The organism is Pantoea eucalypti, from assembly GCF_009646115.1.
In the GTDB taxonomy this organism is placed as follows: Bacteria; Pseudomonadota; Gammaproteobacteria; order Enterobacterales; family Enterobacteriaceae; genus Pantoea; species Pantoea eucalypti.
Map to the genome: position 1 here is coordinate 2,789,507 of NZ_CP045720.1, position 14,571 is coordinate 2,804,077.

Consider the following 14,571-nt stretch of genomic DNA (forward strand, 5'->3'; position numbering starts at 1 on the left):
CCATCCAGGCGGGCGCGATGCCCGCCTTTTTTTTCTCTTCCGCCACATCCAGGAGCATAAGGTGATCGATTTACGCAGTGATACCGTGACCCGGCCCAGCGCCGCCATGCTAAACGCGATGATGTCTGCCGAAACAGGCGATGATGTCTACCGTGACGATCCTACCGTCAATGCGCTGGAAGCAGAAGCCGCACGATTAAGCGGCAAAGCAGCAGCGCTGTTTTTCCCTACCGGCACTCAGGCTAATCTGGTGGCATTGCTCAGCCACTGCGAACGCGGCGATGAATATATCGTCGGTCAGCAGGCGCACAACTACAAGTATGAAGCAGGTGGCGCGGCGGTGCTGGGGAGCATTCAGCCTCAACCGGTGCTGGCCGCCGACGATGGCACTCTGCCGCTCGACGTGGTGGCGGCTGCCATCAAGCCGGACGATATTCACTTCGCCCGCACCCGCCTGCTGAGTCTGGAAAACACCCATCATGGTAAAGTCCTGCCGCTGGCGTATCTGGAACAGGCGTGGACTTTTACCCGTGAGCATAAGCTGGCGCTGCACATTGATGGCGCACGTATTTTCAATGCGGTGGTGGCGCAAAAAACCACGCTGGCTGCGATGGCCCGCTATTGCGACACCCTGACCATCTGTCTCTCAAAAGGCCTGGGCACGCCGGTGGGTTCACTGCTGTGTGGCGATACAGCGCTGATTGAGCGCGCCCGTCGCTGGCGTAAAATGACCGGTGGCGGCATGCGTCAGACCGGTATTCTGGCGGCGGCGGGTCTCTACGCATTGGAACACAACGTGACGCGACTCCAGGAGGATCATGACAATGCTGCCTGGCTGGGACAGCAGCTGCATGAGCTGGGCGTCAGCGTTATCGATCAACAGACCAACATGCTGTTTGTGGCGGTGCCGGAAGCACAGGTCAAACCATTAGGTGAGTGGATGAAAGCGCGCGGCGTGTTAATCAGCGTGGGGACACGTACCCGGCTGGTCACCCATCTGGATGCTGATCGTGCGGCACTGGAGCAGGTTGTCGCCCACTGGAAAGCGTTTCTGCAACAGTAATCCGCTATTCCGCCGCGCCATACTTCTCCAGTAGCGCGGCCGCTATCGCGGCGGTTTCGGCATCGGGCTGACCGCGATAATCCGCAGGCCGGAAGTGCATCTGAAACGCGGCAATCACTTTCTGCTGCTCACGCTTACTCATCTCCGCCGTCGCCGCATAACCGAAGCGCTGCAGGTTTTCCATGAGTGGCTGCACCGGCACCTGTGCGTGTGGATCCTGACCCGCTAAATAAAACTGCACCCGTCCGGCATCAGGCCATGCGCCCAGTCCGCGCTGCGCCAGCTGGTGCCACGGGAAAAGTGGACCCGGATCCTGCTTGCGCTGCGGCGCGATATCGCTGTGACCGACAATATTTTCCGGTGGGATGCCGTAGCGCTGTGCAATATCACGCACCAGGGCCTCCAGCGTGATGATCTGCGCGGCGGTAAAGGGCTGCCATTCAAGACCGGTCAGCGTCCGGCGATATCCCCGGTTCACCAGCTCAATGCCAATCGAGGTGTCGTTGATGCGACTGGCTCCGCGCCAGAAACTGGGCCCGGCATGCCAGGCAAGTTGCTGCTCCGGCACCAGCTGCCAGACAATGCCTTTGCCGGCGCGCTGAGGCGGCTGACGGGGGATCAGATAATGGACGCTGACCTCCCGATCGGTGAGGGTCGCCAGCGACGAAGAAAAATCTTCGGCGGTATAGTGGATGACAATCACCTTAACCCGCGGTCGCGCCCCCTGAGCGGGATGCCGCAGATCGGCCCAGTAGCCGTCACGGGATTCTATCCCGGAGTGGCAGCCCGCCAGCAGCAGTGCCAGTATCAGCAACAGCCCGCGTTTCAACGAATAATCACTGCCGTGCCGCTGACGCTGACCATCAGCATACTGCCATCTTTGCCGACCGTTTCGTAATCGATATCAATACCGACCACCGCGTTGGCACCCAGCGCTTTTGCCTGTTCTTCCAGCTCTTCAAACGCAATCTCGCGTGCTTTACGCAGCTCTTTCTCATACGCGCCGGAACGGCCGCCGACCACATCACGGATGCCCGCAAAAAAATCACGGAAAATGTTCGCACCAAGAATCGCTTCGCCAGTGACCACACCACAATATTCACTGATGCTGTGGCCTTCCAGCGTCGGGGTTGTTGAAAATTTCATCGCATTCTCCTTGTTGAAATCAGGCTAAGGCTCTTTCGACTAAAAAGCACAGCTATACTCTATGCTAAAAAGGGCACCTTGCCAGAGAACCATAAGGAAATCGAGATGAGAAACAACGCGTTTGCGCTAATGATCCCGGCGGCTCTGCTGCTTAGCGCCTGTACCACCGTTGAGCCAGTCATTAAGGATAATGGCCCGCGAACCGCCCCCTGCATTGAAGGCGGTCCTGATCAGGTTGCCCAACAGTTTTATGACCTGCGTGTTGAACAGCCCACGCAGGGTCTGCCTGACAGCAACACACTGGCAAAATATCGCCCTTACCTGAGTGATGCGCTTTACCACTCCCTGCAGGCGGCCAGCGGCAGCAATGCCGGCGCACAGTGGCGGAACGGTGATCTCTTCTCCAGCCTGTCACAGGGCCCGACAGCCGCCAGCGTCGCTGATGCATCTACTATTCCAAACCGTGATGCACGCAACATCCCGCTACGAGTAAAACTGAGCCGCGACGGAAAGGAGTGGCAGGATGAAGTGCTGATGATTCATCAGGGCACTTGCTGGGTCGTTGACGACGTGCGCTACATGGCTAACCCTGTGCATGCCGAGGGTGGAAGCCTGAGCCAGATGCTTGAAAAGTCAAAAAAATAACCTGATATTTTAGCGGTATGAAAAGCGCAGCCACCTCAGGTGACTGCGCTTTTTTATTGCCGCAGCCTGCCCCACGGCATCGGGCTGGCACCAGACACTGCATGATATTGTGCTAAGCTTTTGCTGTTTACCTGTTGTTTTACAAATTTTAACCCACCTTATTTGCATAACTATTCTGGTGACGTTAAAATCCGCGACACTAATAGCTATTCAAATCTGGCGCATGAGTATTCAACTAAACGCAATAAACTGCTTCTACGGTGCTCATCAGGCGCTGTTCGACATCAACCTTGAGTGTCCGCAAGGCGAAACCCTGGTACTGCTTGGCCCAAGCGGGGCGGGCAAGAGTTCGCTGCTGCGGGTCCTTAACCTGCTGGAGCAGCCTCGTTCAGGTCAGTTGCAGATTGCCGGCAATCAGTTCGACTTCACTCAGAAACCCTCTGACGCCGCGATTCGCGAACTGCGCCAGAACGTCGGTATGGTGTTCCAGCAATATAATCTCTGGCCGCATCTCACCGTGCTGCAGAATCTGATTGAAGCGCCCTGCCGGGTGCTGGGCCTCAGCAAAAGTGAAGCGCGTGCCCGCGCCGACAAGCTGCTTGATCGTCTGCGCCTCACGCCTTACAGCGATCGCTTCCCGCTGCACCTCTCTGGTGGTCAGCAGCAGCGTGTGGCGATTGCCCGCGCCCTGATGATGGAACCGCAGGTGCTGCTGTTCGATGAGCCAACGGCCGCGCTGGACCCTGAAATTACCGCACAGATTGTCAGTATCATTCGCGAACTGGCGCAGACCCGCATTACCCAGGTGATTGTGACCCATGAAGTCGAAGTGGCACGTAAAACGGCCAGCCGCGTTGTTTACATGGAGAACGGTCGCATTGTGGAACAGGGCGACGCCAGCCGCTTTACACAGCCGCAAACCGACGCGTTTGCTCACTATCTTTCGCACTAAGTCAGGATGCTAAAAATGAAAAAAATGGTACTTGCTGCACTGCTTGCCGGTTTTAGCCTGAGCGCTACCGCGGCACAGACAATTCGTTTTGCGACCGAAGCCTCTTATCCTCCTTTTGAGTATGTGGATGCAGATAACAAGATTCAGGGCTTTGATGTTGATCTGGCTAACGCACTGTGTAAAGAGATCGACGCGACCTGCACCTTCACTAACCAGGCGTTCGACAGCCTGATCCCAAGCCTGAAATTCCGTCGCTTTGATGCGGTGATGGCGGGCATGGATATCACGCCGGATCGTGAAAAGCAGGTCCTGTTCACCAAGCCTTACTACGACAACTCGGCGCTGTTTGTGGCCCAGAAAGGTAAAGTCGCCAGTGTTGAAGCGTTGAAAGGCAAGCGCGTTGGCGTCCAGAATGGCACCACACATCAGAAATACCTGACGGATAAACACAGCGACATCACCATCGTTCCTTACGACAGCTATCAGAACGCGGTGCTGGATCTGAAAAATGGCCGCATTGATGCCGTATTTGGTGACACCGCCGTGGTTAACGAGTGGCTGAAGCAGAATGCTGCGCTGGCTGCCGTCGGCGATAAAGTTACAGATAAAGCCTACTTTGGTACTGGCCTGGGCATTGCGGTACGCACCGGTAACACCGAGCTGCAGACCAAATTCAATGGCGCGCTGGATAAAATCAAAGCGGATGGTACCTACAAGACCATCTACAGCAAATGGTTCCAGCAGTAATCTCCGATGAATGAAATGATGACCCTCGCAAGCGCCGCCGGGATGACCGTCGGCCTTGCTGTTTGTGCTCTCATCGCTGGCCTGGTGCTGGCGATGATTTTCGCTGGCTGGGAGTCACTGCGCCTGAGACCACTGGCGTGGATTGGCACCGGCCTGGTGACGCTGATCCGTGGCCTGCCGGAAATTCTGGTGGTGCTGTTTATCTATTTTGGCGCATCACAGCTGCTGCTCACTCTCTCTGATGGTTTCACGCTGAACTTCGGACTGTTTACGCTGCCGGTTCAGATGCAGATTGAGAACTTTGATGTCAGTCCTTTCCTGTGTGGTGTGATTGCGCTGGCGATGCTCTATGCCTCCTACGCCTCACAGACGCTGCGCGGCGCACTTAAAGCGGTGCCTGTCGGTCAGTGGGAATCGGGACAGGCGCTGGGCATGAAAAAATCGGCCATATTTTTGCGGCTGATTATGCCCCAGATGTGGCGTCACGCCCTGCCCGGTCTGGGCAATCAGTGGCTGGTGCTGCTAAAAGATACCGCACTGGTCTCGCTGATCAGCGTCAACGATCTGATGCTGCAAACCAAAAGTATTGCTACCCGAACGCAGGAGCCCTTTACCTGGTTCCTGGTGGCGGCCGCGATCTACCTGGTGATTACGCTGTTCAGCCAGGCGGTGTTACGCCGCATTGAACTGCGCACGACCCGCTTTGAACGGGGGAACAGCTGATGCTGGCCTATCTGCCTGAACTTCTGAAAGGGCTGCACACCAGCCTGACGCTGACGGCGGCCTCGCTGGTGGTGGCACTGCTGCTTGCACTGATCTTCACCGTGGTGCTGTCGCTGAAAACGCCGGTGTTTAATCCGCTGGTGAAGGGCTTTATCACACTGTTTACCGGCACGCCGCTGCTGGTACAGATCTTCCTGATCTACTACGGTCCGGGACAGTTTCCGTCGATCCAGCAGATCCCCTGGCTGTGGCATCTCCTGTCGCAGCCGTGGCTGTGCGCGATGCTGGCGCTGTCGCTGAACAGCGCGGCTTACACCACGCAACTGTTTTACGGTGCGGTCCGGGCGATTCCTTCCGGACAGTGGCAATCGTGCGCGGCACTTGGCATGGGTCGCAAAGACACCCTGCGCATCCTGCTGCCCTATGCATTTAAACGCGCCCTCTCCTCTTACTCCAATGAAGTGGTGCTGGTGTTTAAAGGCACCTCGCTGGCCTACACCATCACTCTGATGGAAGTCATGGGCCACGGCCAGTTGCTCTATGGCCGCACCTACGACATCACAGTCTATGCCGCGGCAGGTCTGATTTATCTCTGCGTTAACGGTTTACTGACGCTGATGATGCGACTGATCGAAAGACGCGCGCTGGCATTTGAGCGGCGTAACTGAATTCCGGGCGAGGCCTCTCGCCCTTTCCGCCTGAAAAATCACCCTAATTGCATAAAAATTCATTTTATGGCAGGGTATTGCCCTCTCTGGCTGACCACATCACAGGAATCATAAAATGAAAAAATGGATTATTGCCGCTGCGCTGGCAACGCTTACGATCAACGCGCAGGCCGCGGAAAAGATCCGCTTCGCCGCCTCAGCAACCTATCCACCGTTTGAAACGCTGGATCGGGAAAATAATCTGGTGGGGTTTGATATCGATCTGGCCAAAGCGCTGTGTCAGCAGATGAAAGCAGAGTGCACTTTTACCAACAACGCCTTCGACAGCCTGATTCCGTCACTGAAGTTTCGCCGCTATGACGCGGTCATTTCCGGCATGGATATCACCGCTGAACGTAGCAAGCAGGTCGATTTTACCCAGCCTTATTACGCTAACTCCGCCATTGTGATCGCGCAGAAGGGCAAGTTCAGTAGCTTCAGCGATCTGAAAGACAAACGCATCGGCGTTGAAAACGGCACCACTCACCAGAAGTTCCTGCAGGATAAGCATCCGGAAGTGAAAGTAGTGGCGTATGACAGCTATCAGAATGCGATTCTGGATATGAAGAATGGCCGACTGGATGGCGTGTTTGGCGACAGCGCGGTGGTGAATCAGTGGCTGAAAACCAATCCCGATCTCGCTACGGTCGGTGAACATGTGACGGATGCAGACTACTTTGGCACCGGCCTCGGCATTGCGGTGCGGAAAGGCAATACCGCGCTGCGCGATCAGTTCAATCAGGCGCTGACCGAACTGAAAGCCAACGGCAGCTGGCAGCAGCTTAATCAGAAGTGGTTCCCGGAGTAACTCCGGGAATTTCACCGGACTCAGTGGTGACGGCGGGTTAACAGCGTCAGCACTTCAAAATGGGCGGTGTGAGGGAACATATCGAACAGCTGAACCTTCGTGACCTCATACGCGCTCAGCCGGGCAATGTCCTGCGCCATGGTCTGCGGATTACAGCTTGAATAGAGCAGATAATCCGGGGCCATCTGGCTGAGATAATCACACAACGCCTCTCCAATCCCACGACGCGGCGGATTCACCAGCACCAGCTGCGGTACGGCATCGCGTCCGGTCGCAAACGACGTAGAGTCCAGCGCCGCAAACTGCACTTTCTCCAGCCCCAGCATCTCAGCGGAACGTTGGGCGCATTTAATCGCCTCAGCGCTAATCTCAATGCCGGTCAGTTCCATCTCTGGTGTCGCGCAATGCAGGCCAAAACCGCCTACGCCACAGAAGAGATCCCACATACTGTTAACCGGCAGCGCACGCACCCAGTCGCGTGCGGTGGCATAGAGTGCACTGGCAACCTGCGGATTGGTCTGGAAGAAGCTCTGCGGGCGGATCCACAGCGGCACGCCGTTGAAGTTCTCTGCCAGCGACTGCGCGGGCGTCAGCGCAATCTCCTCATCCCCTTCCAGAATCGCCATATGCACCGGCTGAATATTGGCAGAGATCACCGCCAGCTGCGGCAACTGCTGTTGCAGCCAGGGCAATGCCGCACGCAGCTGTTCCAGTTTAGCGGTTGAGCGCAGGACAAAACGGAGCATGATGCCGCCCTGCTGGCTCTTAGTGATCAGCAGGAATTTCAGTTCGCCGCGTTTACGTGCCACGTTATAAGGCGTCAGCCCGGCACGGGCAATAAAGGGCTTCAGTGCCGTAAACACCGGCTGGAAGCTGGCGGGATAGAGCGGACAGTCGCACAGATCGACAGCCTCACCATCACGATGGATAAGACCCAGCACCGGACGCTCAACACTGCCGCTGACCACCATTTTGGCTTTGTTACGGAATGCCTGTTGTGGTGAGGTTACCGGCGGCAGCCAGGCTGCAACCGGCTGCTCAGCCAGTAACTGCTCCAGCATCGACTGCTTGTCGCTCAGCTGAATGGGATAGGGTTTTTCCAGCCACTGACAGGAGCGGCAACGATTAGCGTCATAAAGCGCGCAGTGCATGGTAAAGCCTTAACGATGGGGTCGGGCGGAGCGCGATTGTATCATCGCTTCCTGAAAAAAGCGCGGCTGCTGGCAGGCAGAAACAGCAGCATCAACACCAGCAGGTCGGGAATTTTCTGCGACAGCGTATGGTGGATTATCTGGACATTATTGTCGCCATCAATGCTGAAAATTTCCGGGTAGATTCCCCCCAGCGAAGCGAACAGCATATAGATCAGCACAACCCCCTGTGTCGCCACATAGCCCCAGCGTCCACGGTTACTGCCGCGCATCAGAATAAAGGCGCAGCGCAGTTCGAACAGGAAGATCAGCTGGCTGGCGATAAAGATGAGTGTCGAGTCCCAGGACTGGGCGCTGCGGTGCACAAAGTTGGCGAGTTCGCTGTAACCCAGCTCGTTTGCCAGCATCAGAACGCTCAGGCAGCGGGTCGCGATAATAGCAATGCCCGCAACCGTCACCGGAACCGGTGCGCCTGAGAGCGTAGCGCTGCTTTTGAAGATGTCTGACATAGTCCGTGACTCCACCTGATCGAAAAACGGGCCGGTTAAACCGGCCCGTTTATATAGTGGCAAAACTCAGGGATTTCAGCCACGTTTAGCTTTCTGAATATCGCTTAAACGCTGTTTTTCTTCGTGCGCCATAAATCGCCAGGCGATAAAACCGACTAAACCGACCACAAACAGGATCAATGAAGCCAGCGCATTGATTTCCGGGTTAACGCCGCGTCGTACGGTGGCGAAAATCGCCATCGGCAATGTCGTCGCGCCCGGTCCGGTCACGAAGCTGGCAATCACCAGATCGTCGAGCGACAGGGTAAACGCCAGCAGCCAGCCGGTGACAATCGCCGGCGCAATCATTGGCACGGTAATCACGAAAAAGACCTTCAGTGGCGTGGCACCTAAATCCATTGCCGCCTCTTCAATTGAGCGGTCCAGCTCACGCAGACGCGAGTTAATCACCACCGCCACATAGGCGGTACAGAAGGTGACGTGTGCCAGCCAGATGGTCAGCATACCGCGTTCGCTCGGCCAGCCAAACGCGTTACCCATTGCGACGAACAGCAGCAGCAGCGACAGCCCGGTGATCACATCGGGCATCACCAGCGGCGCGGTCAGCATAAACGCAAAACCGTTGTGTCCACGGAAGCGACCAAAGCGAACGATAATCACTGCTGCCAGCGTGCCCAACACCACCGCCATCGTGGCAGAAAGTCCGGCGATGCTCAGACTCAGCACCACCGCGTCGATCATCGCGCTGTCCTGGAACAGTACCCTGTACCAGTGGAACGAAAAGCTCTCCCACACCGTCACGAGCGGGGAGCGGTTGAAGGAGTAAACCACCAGCAGCAGCATCGGCGCATAAAGGAACAGGAAGCAGCAGGCCAGAATAGCGGTACGCCATGGCGAGCGAATAGTTGGCAAATTATTCATGCCTTCTCTCCCATTTCACGGTTTTGATGCTTATGGAACCAGATGATCGGCAGAATCAGGATCAGCAGAATGATCACCGCCAGCGCGGAAGCCACCGGCCAGTCGCGGTTGTTAAAGAATTCCTGCCACAGGATACGGCCGATCATGATGCTGTCCGGGCCACCCAGCAGTTCAGGAATCACGTACTCCCCTACCGCCGGGATAAAGACCAGCATCGATCCGGCGATGATGCCGCCTTTGGTCAGCGGCACAATCACGCTGAAAAAGGTCTTCAGCGGACGCGCACCCAGGTCCAGTGAGGCTTCCACCAGCGAGTAGTCGATACGGGTCAGCGCGGTGTAGATCGGCAGCACCATAAACGGCAGATAGCAGTAAACGATACCGATATAGACCGCGGTATTGGTGTAGAGGATCACCAGCGGATGATCGATTACGCCCAGCCACAGCAGGAAGCGGTTCAGAATGCCGTTGTTGTTCAGCAAGCCCATCCAGGCGTAAACGCGAACCAGAAACGAGGTCCACGACGGCAGAATGACCAGCAGCAACAGAATGGTGCGCATCGATGGCTTACTGTGCGCCACGGCCCAGGCGAGTGGATAGCCAATCAGCAGACAGATGACCGTGGAGATCGCCGCTACTTTCAATGACTGCAGATAGGCGTCGATGTAGAGCGGATCGTCAGTCAGCGTCAGGTAGTTGCCGAAATTGAGCACAATGCTGAACTGGTCATCTGCCCAGCTCACCAGCTCGGTGTAAGGGGGAATCGCTCGCGCTATGTCTGCGAAGCTAATCTTCAGCACCGTCAGAAACGGCAGCAGGAATAACAGCACCAGCCAGACATAAGGCAGTGCGATCACCAGCTTGCGGCCATGCTGCATTTTTACCCGCGTGGCCCAGCGTTGCAGCGGCGTGCCGACCAGTCGGGCAGGCGCTTTGGCGCGTTGGAAAATCTGGCTCATAGCCGCTCCTTAAACCGTCAACACCACGCAGCTGTCGCTTTCCCAGCAGAGGCGGACTTCATCGCCCCAGGTTGGCAACCCTTTGCGGTAGCGATGCGCGTTTTGCAACTGTGCGCTAATCATCTGTCCACTGTGCAGACGGACATGGAAAATAGAGAGGTCGCCGAGATAAGCGATGTGAACCACTTCTCCCACCGCAAAGTTATAGCCATCGGCGGGTACTTCATCGCACAGCATGACTTTTTCAGGACGCAGCGCCACATGCACCGGCACGTTATCGACCACCGAGACATCGGAATCGACTTTCAGCGGATGCATCAGGCCGGGACTGTCGATCACCAGGCCATCCGCCTGACGTTCACGCAGTAACCCTTCGAAGACGTTAACCGAACCGATAAACTCCGCGCTGTAACGGCTGGTCGGATGCTCATAGATCTCTTCCGGCTCGCCAATCTGCACGAATTTACCGCGATTCATAATCGCAATGCGCCCCGCCATGGTCATCGCCTCTTCCTGGTCGTGCGTCACCATCACGCAGGTCGCGCCAACGCGCTCCAGAATATCGACAACTTCCAGCTGCATCCTGTCGCGCAGTTTCTTGTCCAGAGCACCCATTGGCTCATCCAGCAGCAGCAGTTTTGGGCGTTTCGCCAGGCTGCGGGCCAGTGCCACGCGCTGACGCTGGCCACCAGAGAGCTGATGCGGTTTGCGTTTCGCAAACTCCTGCATGTGCACCAGCGCCAGCATTTCGGCCACCCGACTGTTTATCTCCCCTTTCGGCAGCCGGTCCTGCTTCAGACCAAAGGCAATATTCTGCTCCACCGTCATGTGCGGAAACAGCGCGTAGGACTGGAACATCATGTTAATCGGGCGCTGATAGGGAGCAACGTGCGACAGATCCTGTCCATCCAGCACAATCTGGCCGCTGGTGGGCGGCTCGAAACCGGCCAGCATGCGCAGCAGCGTGGATTTGCCACAGCCCGATGCACCCAGCAGGGCAAAGATCTCACCTTTATAGATAGTCAGGCTGACATCATCCACGGCGTGCTGGCCGTCAAAGGATTTGGTCAGATTGCGAATTTCCAGCAGCGGCGTTAACGCTTTTGCGGTTTTATTTTGAGGACGGGGAATGGCATCGTTCACAAAGGGTTCTCTCCGGAGCCAGGCGGAACATTGCGGCAAAATTTGCCGCTAAAAATGGCACAACAGAGGCCGGGATTGCGCCTCTGTTGCTGATGCGTGACAGGTCAATCCGTTAAGGACGAACTACTTACCACTTTTTACTTTAGTCCATGCACGCGTACGCACACGATCCAGTTTCGGATCCTGGACTTTCAGCACGAACAATTTCGACATCGCTTCAGGTGTCGGGAAGATACCTGGATTGTTACGGACATCAGCATTGATCAGCGGCAGCGACGCTTTGTTGCCGTTGGCGTAGTTCATTTTGTTAGAGACATCGGCGATCACTTTCGGATCCATGATGTAGTTCAGCCAGGCGTAAGCACCGTCGAGGTTTTTCGCATCTTTCGGGATCGCCATCATATCGAAGAAGGCCAGTGCGCCCTCTTTCGGTACGCTGTAGCCCAGGTGCACCCCGTTTTTCGCGGCATCAGCACGGTTTTTCGCCTGCAGAATATCGCCCGACCAGCCGATGGCGACACAGATGTTACCGTTAGCCAGATCGTTGATGTACTGCGACGAATGGAAGTAGCGGATATTCGGACGCAGTTTCAGCAGCAGGTCAGTAGCCGCGCCGGAATAGTCTTTAGCATCAGAGGAGTTCGGATCTTTGCCCAGATAGTTCAGTACCGTGGCAAAAATCTCTTCTGGTGCATCCAGGAAGGAAACGCCACAGCTTTTCAGTTTCTCCAGGTTTTCTGGCTTCAGCACCAGATCCCAGCTGTTGACTGGCGCATCGGCGCCCAGTGCGGCTTTAACTTTATCGATGTTATAGCCAATACCCGTGGTGCCCCACAGATATGGAATGGCATATTTGTTACCCGGATCGTGTTGCGCCACTTTTTCCATTAGTGCCGGATCGAGGTTTTTATAGTTAGGCAGTTTGCTCTTATCCAGCGGCTGGAATACCCCGGACTGCAGCTGACGCGCCAGGAAACTGGAAGATGGCACCACAACATCGTAGCCGGTACTGCCCGCCATCAGTTTGCCTTCCAGCACTTCGTTGGAGTCAAACACATCGTAGACCACTTTGATGCCGGACTGCTTTTCAAAGTTCGGCACGGTATCTGGCGAAATATAATCGGACCAGTTGTAGACGTGCAGCGTTTTATCTTCCGCCATGCTGCTGGCCGACGCGGCCATCAGCGCAGCAGCTACCACAGCTGACAGCCATTTCTGACGTGAGTTGAACATATTTTTCCATCCTCCTGAGCGGGTCATTACAACGCTGCAAATCAGAGATCCCTGCATTGCGTTCCGGACAAAACGTCAGTGACACAATGAATCATTATTCAGCGGGAGTTTAATAGCAAAAACCTATAGCTGAGACGCAGTTACGCGCCTGTTACAGCCCCGCAAGCATAGCCCCACCCGTCATGCTGTACCAGACCTCAGCGTAAAAAACGCCTGAAACCGATATTTTATGCATGTTTAAGCTATGAGGTTCGGCTTTGATGGCATAAACCACGACAAATATCTGGCGTTAAAGGGCAAAGTGCAGAATAAAAAAAGGCGGCGGCGGATAGCGGGCATAAAAAAGCCGTCTCAGGGACGGCTTAGTGGGCGACCCTGTCGGGCTTAGTGCAGCACAGAATGGACGCTGGTCACCGGAACGTGCTCTTCTTCTTCGCCCACAATCAGCAAATTGTTGGCAAAGGCTTCCAGAATGACCATGGAGATCTGCTCTTCACTCTGCTTCATAAAGTGTGAGAACTGACCAAACGTTAATCCTGCCGTGGTGGTCATTGACTGACAGACAATGAGCTTCGGCAGATTATCATCCTGAATGTCGATAAATGCTTTCACCGTCAGTGAACTGGCATTGATTTGCGACAAATCGCCGACCAGCGGAATCAGCGCCGTTGGCTTCACTTCAGCCAGCGCCGAAAACAGAATGACGTTGTCGACCAGATCGATTTTGGCGTCAAACACCCCATCAAAGTTTTGCATGTGAGGCAGATGAAGTGCCTGACAGGCATCGCATTCGAACCAGGTGATATTTTGCTGATCCAGCCAGCGACGCAGCAGGTCGATATCCGGAACGACAAGAGAATCCATCGTAAAATCCCAGTGGGGTGATAAACAGGCGACTTAGCTTACGGAAAAATGCGCGGCGATGCCACGAAAACTGCTGAAAAGCGCGCGTCAGCCAGCGGTTTTAGGACGGAGCCCGGGGATAGCCTGCTGCTCGATCCGCTGGATCATTAACGCGGCGATGTTAAGGTCGCTGCTGGTTTCGATGCCCTCCAGACCTGGCGAGGCGTTAACTTCCATCACCAGTGGGCCACGATGAGCGCGCAGAATATCGACGCCCGCCACTTCCAGTCCCAGTGTGGCTGCCGCTTTCACGGCCATCTGCCGCTCCAGTGACGTGATCTCGACGGGATACGCTTTGCCACCACGATGCAGGTTGGAACGGAAATCGCCCTCTTTCGCGACACGCTCAATCGCGGCCACGACCTGATTGCCGATTACCAGACAGCGAATGTCACGTCCCTGCGCTTCTTTAATAAACTCCTGCACCAGAATATGGGCATTCAGGCCGCGAAAGGCATCAATAACACTTTCTGCCGCCTGACGTGTTTCGGCCAGTACGACACCAATGCCCTGGGTTCCTTCTACCAGCTTGACCACCAGCGGTGCGCCACCCACCATGGCAATCAAATCATCGGTATCATCGGGCGAAGAGGCAAAGCCGGTCACCGGCATGTCGATGCCTTCTCGTGCCAGCAGCTGCAGCGAGCGCAATTTGTCACGGGTGCGGGTAATGGCGGCGGACTCATTCAGCGGATAGCTGCCACACATTTCAAACTGCCGCAGTACCGCCGCGCCATAAAAAGTGATGGCGTTACCAATGCGCGGGATAACGGCATCGAAATGACCCAGCGGTTCACCACAATAGTGAACCGCTGGCGAGGCAGGATTGATATTCATATAGCAGGAGAGCGGATCGATGACCTGTACTTCGTGGTCGCGCGCAGCGGCCTCATCACGCAATCGTCGGCTGGAATAGAGCGTTTCGTCACGTGACAGGATGGCTATCTTCATCGCTGCTCTC

17 protein-coding genes are annotated in these 14,571 nt (G+C 55.8%); 7 read left to right on the forward strand and 10 right to left on the reverse strand.

Annotated elements, in window-relative coordinates:
- Nucleotides 1-61 precede the first annotated feature (61 nt).
- A complete protein-coding gene (gene ltaE, locus EE896_RS13030; protein ID WP_003849308.1) occupies nt 62-1,063 on the forward strand; it encodes a low-specificity L-threonine aldolase in 1,002 nt (333 codons plus the stop codon).
- A gap of 4 nt (nt 1,064-1,067) precedes the next feature.
- Here ltaE and EE896_RS13035 read toward each other — a convergent pair whose 3' ends face one another.
- Together EE896_RS13035 and EE896_RS13040 are read right to left on the reverse strand one after the other, a co-directional pair.
- On the reverse strand, nt 1,068-1,892 hold the full coding sequence (locus EE896_RS13035; protein ID WP_039660920.1) for an N-acetylmuramoyl-L-alanine amidase: 825 nt from the start codon (nt 1,890-1,892) through the stop codon (nt 1,068-1,070).
- Entirely contained in the window at nt 1,889-2,209 is a 321-nt protein-coding gene (locus EE896_RS13040) for a heavy metal-binding domain-containing protein (protein ID WP_003849304.1), read from the reverse strand. The genes EE896_RS13035 and EE896_RS13040 overlap by 4 nt, the downstream gene beginning before the upstream one ends.
- A 105-nt stretch (nt 2,210-2,314) precedes the next feature.
- Here EE896_RS13040 and EE896_RS13045 point away from each other — a divergent pair, with 105 nt between their 5' ends.
- The 6 genes from EE896_RS13045 to artJ (EE896_RS13070) all read left to right on the forward strand — a co-directional run bounded on the left by EE896_RS13045 (nt 2,315) and on the right by artJ (EE896_RS13070) (nt 6,791).
- Nucleotides 2,315-2,854, forward strand: coding sequence for a lipoprotein (locus tag EE896_RS13045; protein ID WP_003849298.1), 540 nt, complete (start codon nt 2,315-2,317; stop codon nt 2,852-2,854).
- A 223-nt stretch (nt 2,855-3,077) separates the two neighbouring features.
- Entirely contained in the window at nt 3,078-3,806 is a 729-nt protein-coding gene (gene artP / locus EE896_RS13050) for an arginine ABC transporter ATP-binding protein ArtP (protein ID WP_008925830.1), read from the forward strand.
- Between the two features lie 15 nt (nt 3,807-3,821).
- On the forward strand, nt 3,822-4,553 hold the full coding sequence (gene artJ / locus EE896_RS13055; protein ID WP_003849295.1) for an arginine ABC transporter substrate-binding protein: 732 nt from the start codon (nt 3,822-3,824) through the stop codon (nt 4,551-4,553).
- A gap of 6 nt (nt 4,554-4,559) precedes the next feature.
- Nucleotides 4,560-5,276: an arginine ABC transporter permease ArtQ gene (artQ, locus tag EE896_RS13060; protein ID WP_140915842.1), complete on the forward strand. Its 717-nt coding sequence runs from the start codon at nt 4,560-4,562 to the stop codon at nt 5,274-5,276.
- Nucleotides 5,276-5,944 (forward strand): arginine ABC transporter permease ArtM, encoded by a 669-nt coding sequence (gene artM / locus EE896_RS13065; protein WP_003849291.1) that lies wholly within the window; start codon nt 5,276-5,278, stop codon nt 5,942-5,944. The genes artQ and artM overlap by 1 nt, the downstream gene beginning before the upstream one ends.
- 115 nt (nt 5,945-6,059) lie before the next feature.
- The gene (artJ, locus tag EE896_RS13070) at nt 6,060-6,791 is read left to right on the forward strand and encodes an arginine ABC transporter substrate-binding protein (protein ID WP_105099355.1); all 732 of its coding nucleotides are present in this window, start codon (nt 6,060-6,062) and stop codon (nt 6,789-6,791) included.
- 20 nt (nt 6,792-6,811) lie between these two features.
- Here the strand turns inward: artJ (EE896_RS13070) and rlmC are convergent, their stop codons facing one another.
- The 8 genes from rlmC to rimK form a co-directional block, all read right to left on the reverse strand.
- A complete protein-coding gene (gene rlmC / locus EE896_RS13075) occupies nt 6,812-7,942 on the reverse strand; it encodes a 23S rRNA (uracil(747)-C(5))-methyltransferase RlmC (RefSeq protein ID WP_140915841.1) in 1,131 nt (376 codons plus the stop codon).
- 41 nt (nt 7,943-7,983) lie between these two features.
- On the reverse strand, nt 7,984-8,451 hold the full coding sequence (locus tag EE896_RS13080) for a YbjO family protein (RefSeq protein WP_039660870.1): 468 nt from the start codon (nt 8,449-8,451) through the stop codon (nt 7,984-7,986).
- 75 nt (nt 8,452-8,526) lie between these two features.
- On the reverse strand, nt 8,527-9,372 hold the full coding sequence (potI, locus tag EE896_RS13085; protein ID WP_078804216.1) for a putrescine ABC transporter permease PotI: 846 nt from the start codon (nt 9,370-9,372) through the stop codon (nt 8,527-8,529).
- On the reverse strand, nt 9,369-10,331 hold the full coding sequence (gene potH / locus EE896_RS13090; RefSeq protein WP_003849283.1) for a putrescine ABC transporter permease PotH: 963 nt from the start codon (nt 10,329-10,331) through the stop codon (nt 9,369-9,371). Before potH ends, potI begins: the two co-directional genes overlap by 4 nt.
- A gap of 9 nt (nt 10,332-10,340) precedes the next feature.
- Nucleotides 10,341-11,474, reverse strand: coding sequence for a putrescine ABC transporter ATP-binding subunit PotG (gene potG / locus EE896_RS13095; protein WP_003849280.1), 1,134 nt, complete (start codon nt 11,472-11,474; stop codon nt 10,341-10,343).
- A 123-nt stretch (nt 11,475-11,597) separates the two neighbouring features.
- Complete coding sequence (gene potF, locus EE896_RS13100) at nt 11,598-12,707, reverse strand: spermidine/putrescine ABC transporter substrate-binding protein PotF (protein WP_008925826.1); 1,110 nt, start codon at nt 12,705-12,707, stop codon at nt 11,598-11,600.
- 384 nt (nt 12,708-13,091) lie between these two features.
- A complete protein-coding gene (locus tag EE896_RS13105; protein WP_003849273.1) occupies nt 13,092-13,571 on the reverse strand; it encodes a YbjN domain-containing protein in 480 nt (159 codons plus the stop codon).
- 87 nt (nt 13,572-13,658) lie between these two features.
- On the reverse strand, nt 13,659-14,561 hold the full coding sequence (rimK, locus tag EE896_RS13110) for a 30S ribosomal protein S6--L-glutamate ligase (RefSeq protein WP_140915840.1): 903 nt from the start codon (nt 14,559-14,561) through the stop codon (nt 13,659-13,661).
- Between the last annotated feature and the right edge of the window lie 10 nt (nt 14,562-14,571).

Excerpts from the sequence above, each read along its gene's own strand:
- artP (WP_008925830.1), top strand. The coding sequence starts at position 3,078 with ATGAGTATTCAACTAAACGCAATAAACTGCTTCTACGGTGCTCATCAG.
- rlmC (WP_140915841.1), bottom strand. The coding sequence starts at position 7,942 with ATGCACTGCGCGCTTTATGACGCTAATCGTTGCCGCTCCTGTCAGTGG.
- potI (WP_078804216.1), bottom strand. The coding sequence starts at position 9,372 with ATGAATAATTTGCCAACTATTCGCTCGCCATGGCGTACCGCTATTCTG.
- rimK (WP_140915840.1), bottom strand. The coding sequence starts at position 14,561 with ATGAAGATAGCCATCCTGTCACGTGACGAAACGCTCTATTCCAGCCGA.
- artJ (WP_003849295.1), top strand. The coding sequence starts at position 3,822 with ATGAAAAAAATGGTACTTGCTGCACTGCTTGCCGGTTTTAGCCTGAGC.
- EE896_RS13105 (WP_003849273.1), bottom strand. The coding sequence starts at position 13,571 with ATGGATTCTCTTGTCGTTCCGGATATCGACCTGCTGCGTCGCTGGCTG.
- EE896_RS13080 (WP_039660870.1), bottom strand. The coding sequence starts at position 8,451 with ATGTCAGACATCTTCAAAAGCAGCGCTACGCTCTCAGGCGCACCGGTT.
- potF (WP_008925826.1), bottom strand. The coding sequence starts at position 12,707 with ATGTTCAACTCACGTCAGAAATGGCTGTCAGCTGTGGTAGCTGCTGCG.
- artM (WP_003849291.1), top strand. The coding sequence starts at position 5,276 with ATGCTGGCCTATCTGCCTGAACTTCTGAAAGGGCTGCACACCAGCCTG.
- artJ (WP_105099355.1), top strand. The coding sequence starts at position 6,060 with ATGAAAAAATGGATTATTGCCGCTGCGCTGGCAACGCTTACGATCAAC.
- artQ (WP_140915842.1), top strand. The coding sequence starts at position 4,560 with ATGAATGAAATGATGACCCTCGCAAGCGCCGCCGGGATGACCGTCGGC.
- EE896_RS13045 (WP_003849298.1), top strand. The coding sequence starts at position 2,315 with ATGAGAAACAACGCGTTTGCGCTAATGATCCCGGCGGCTCTGCTGCTT.
- EE896_RS13040 (WP_003849304.1), bottom strand. The coding sequence starts at position 2,209 with ATGAAATTTTCAACAACCCCGACGCTGGAAGGCCACAGCATCAGTGAA.
- potH (WP_003849283.1), bottom strand. The coding sequence starts at position 10,331 with ATGAGCCAGATTTTCCAACGCGCCAAAGCGCCTGCCCGACTGGTCGGC.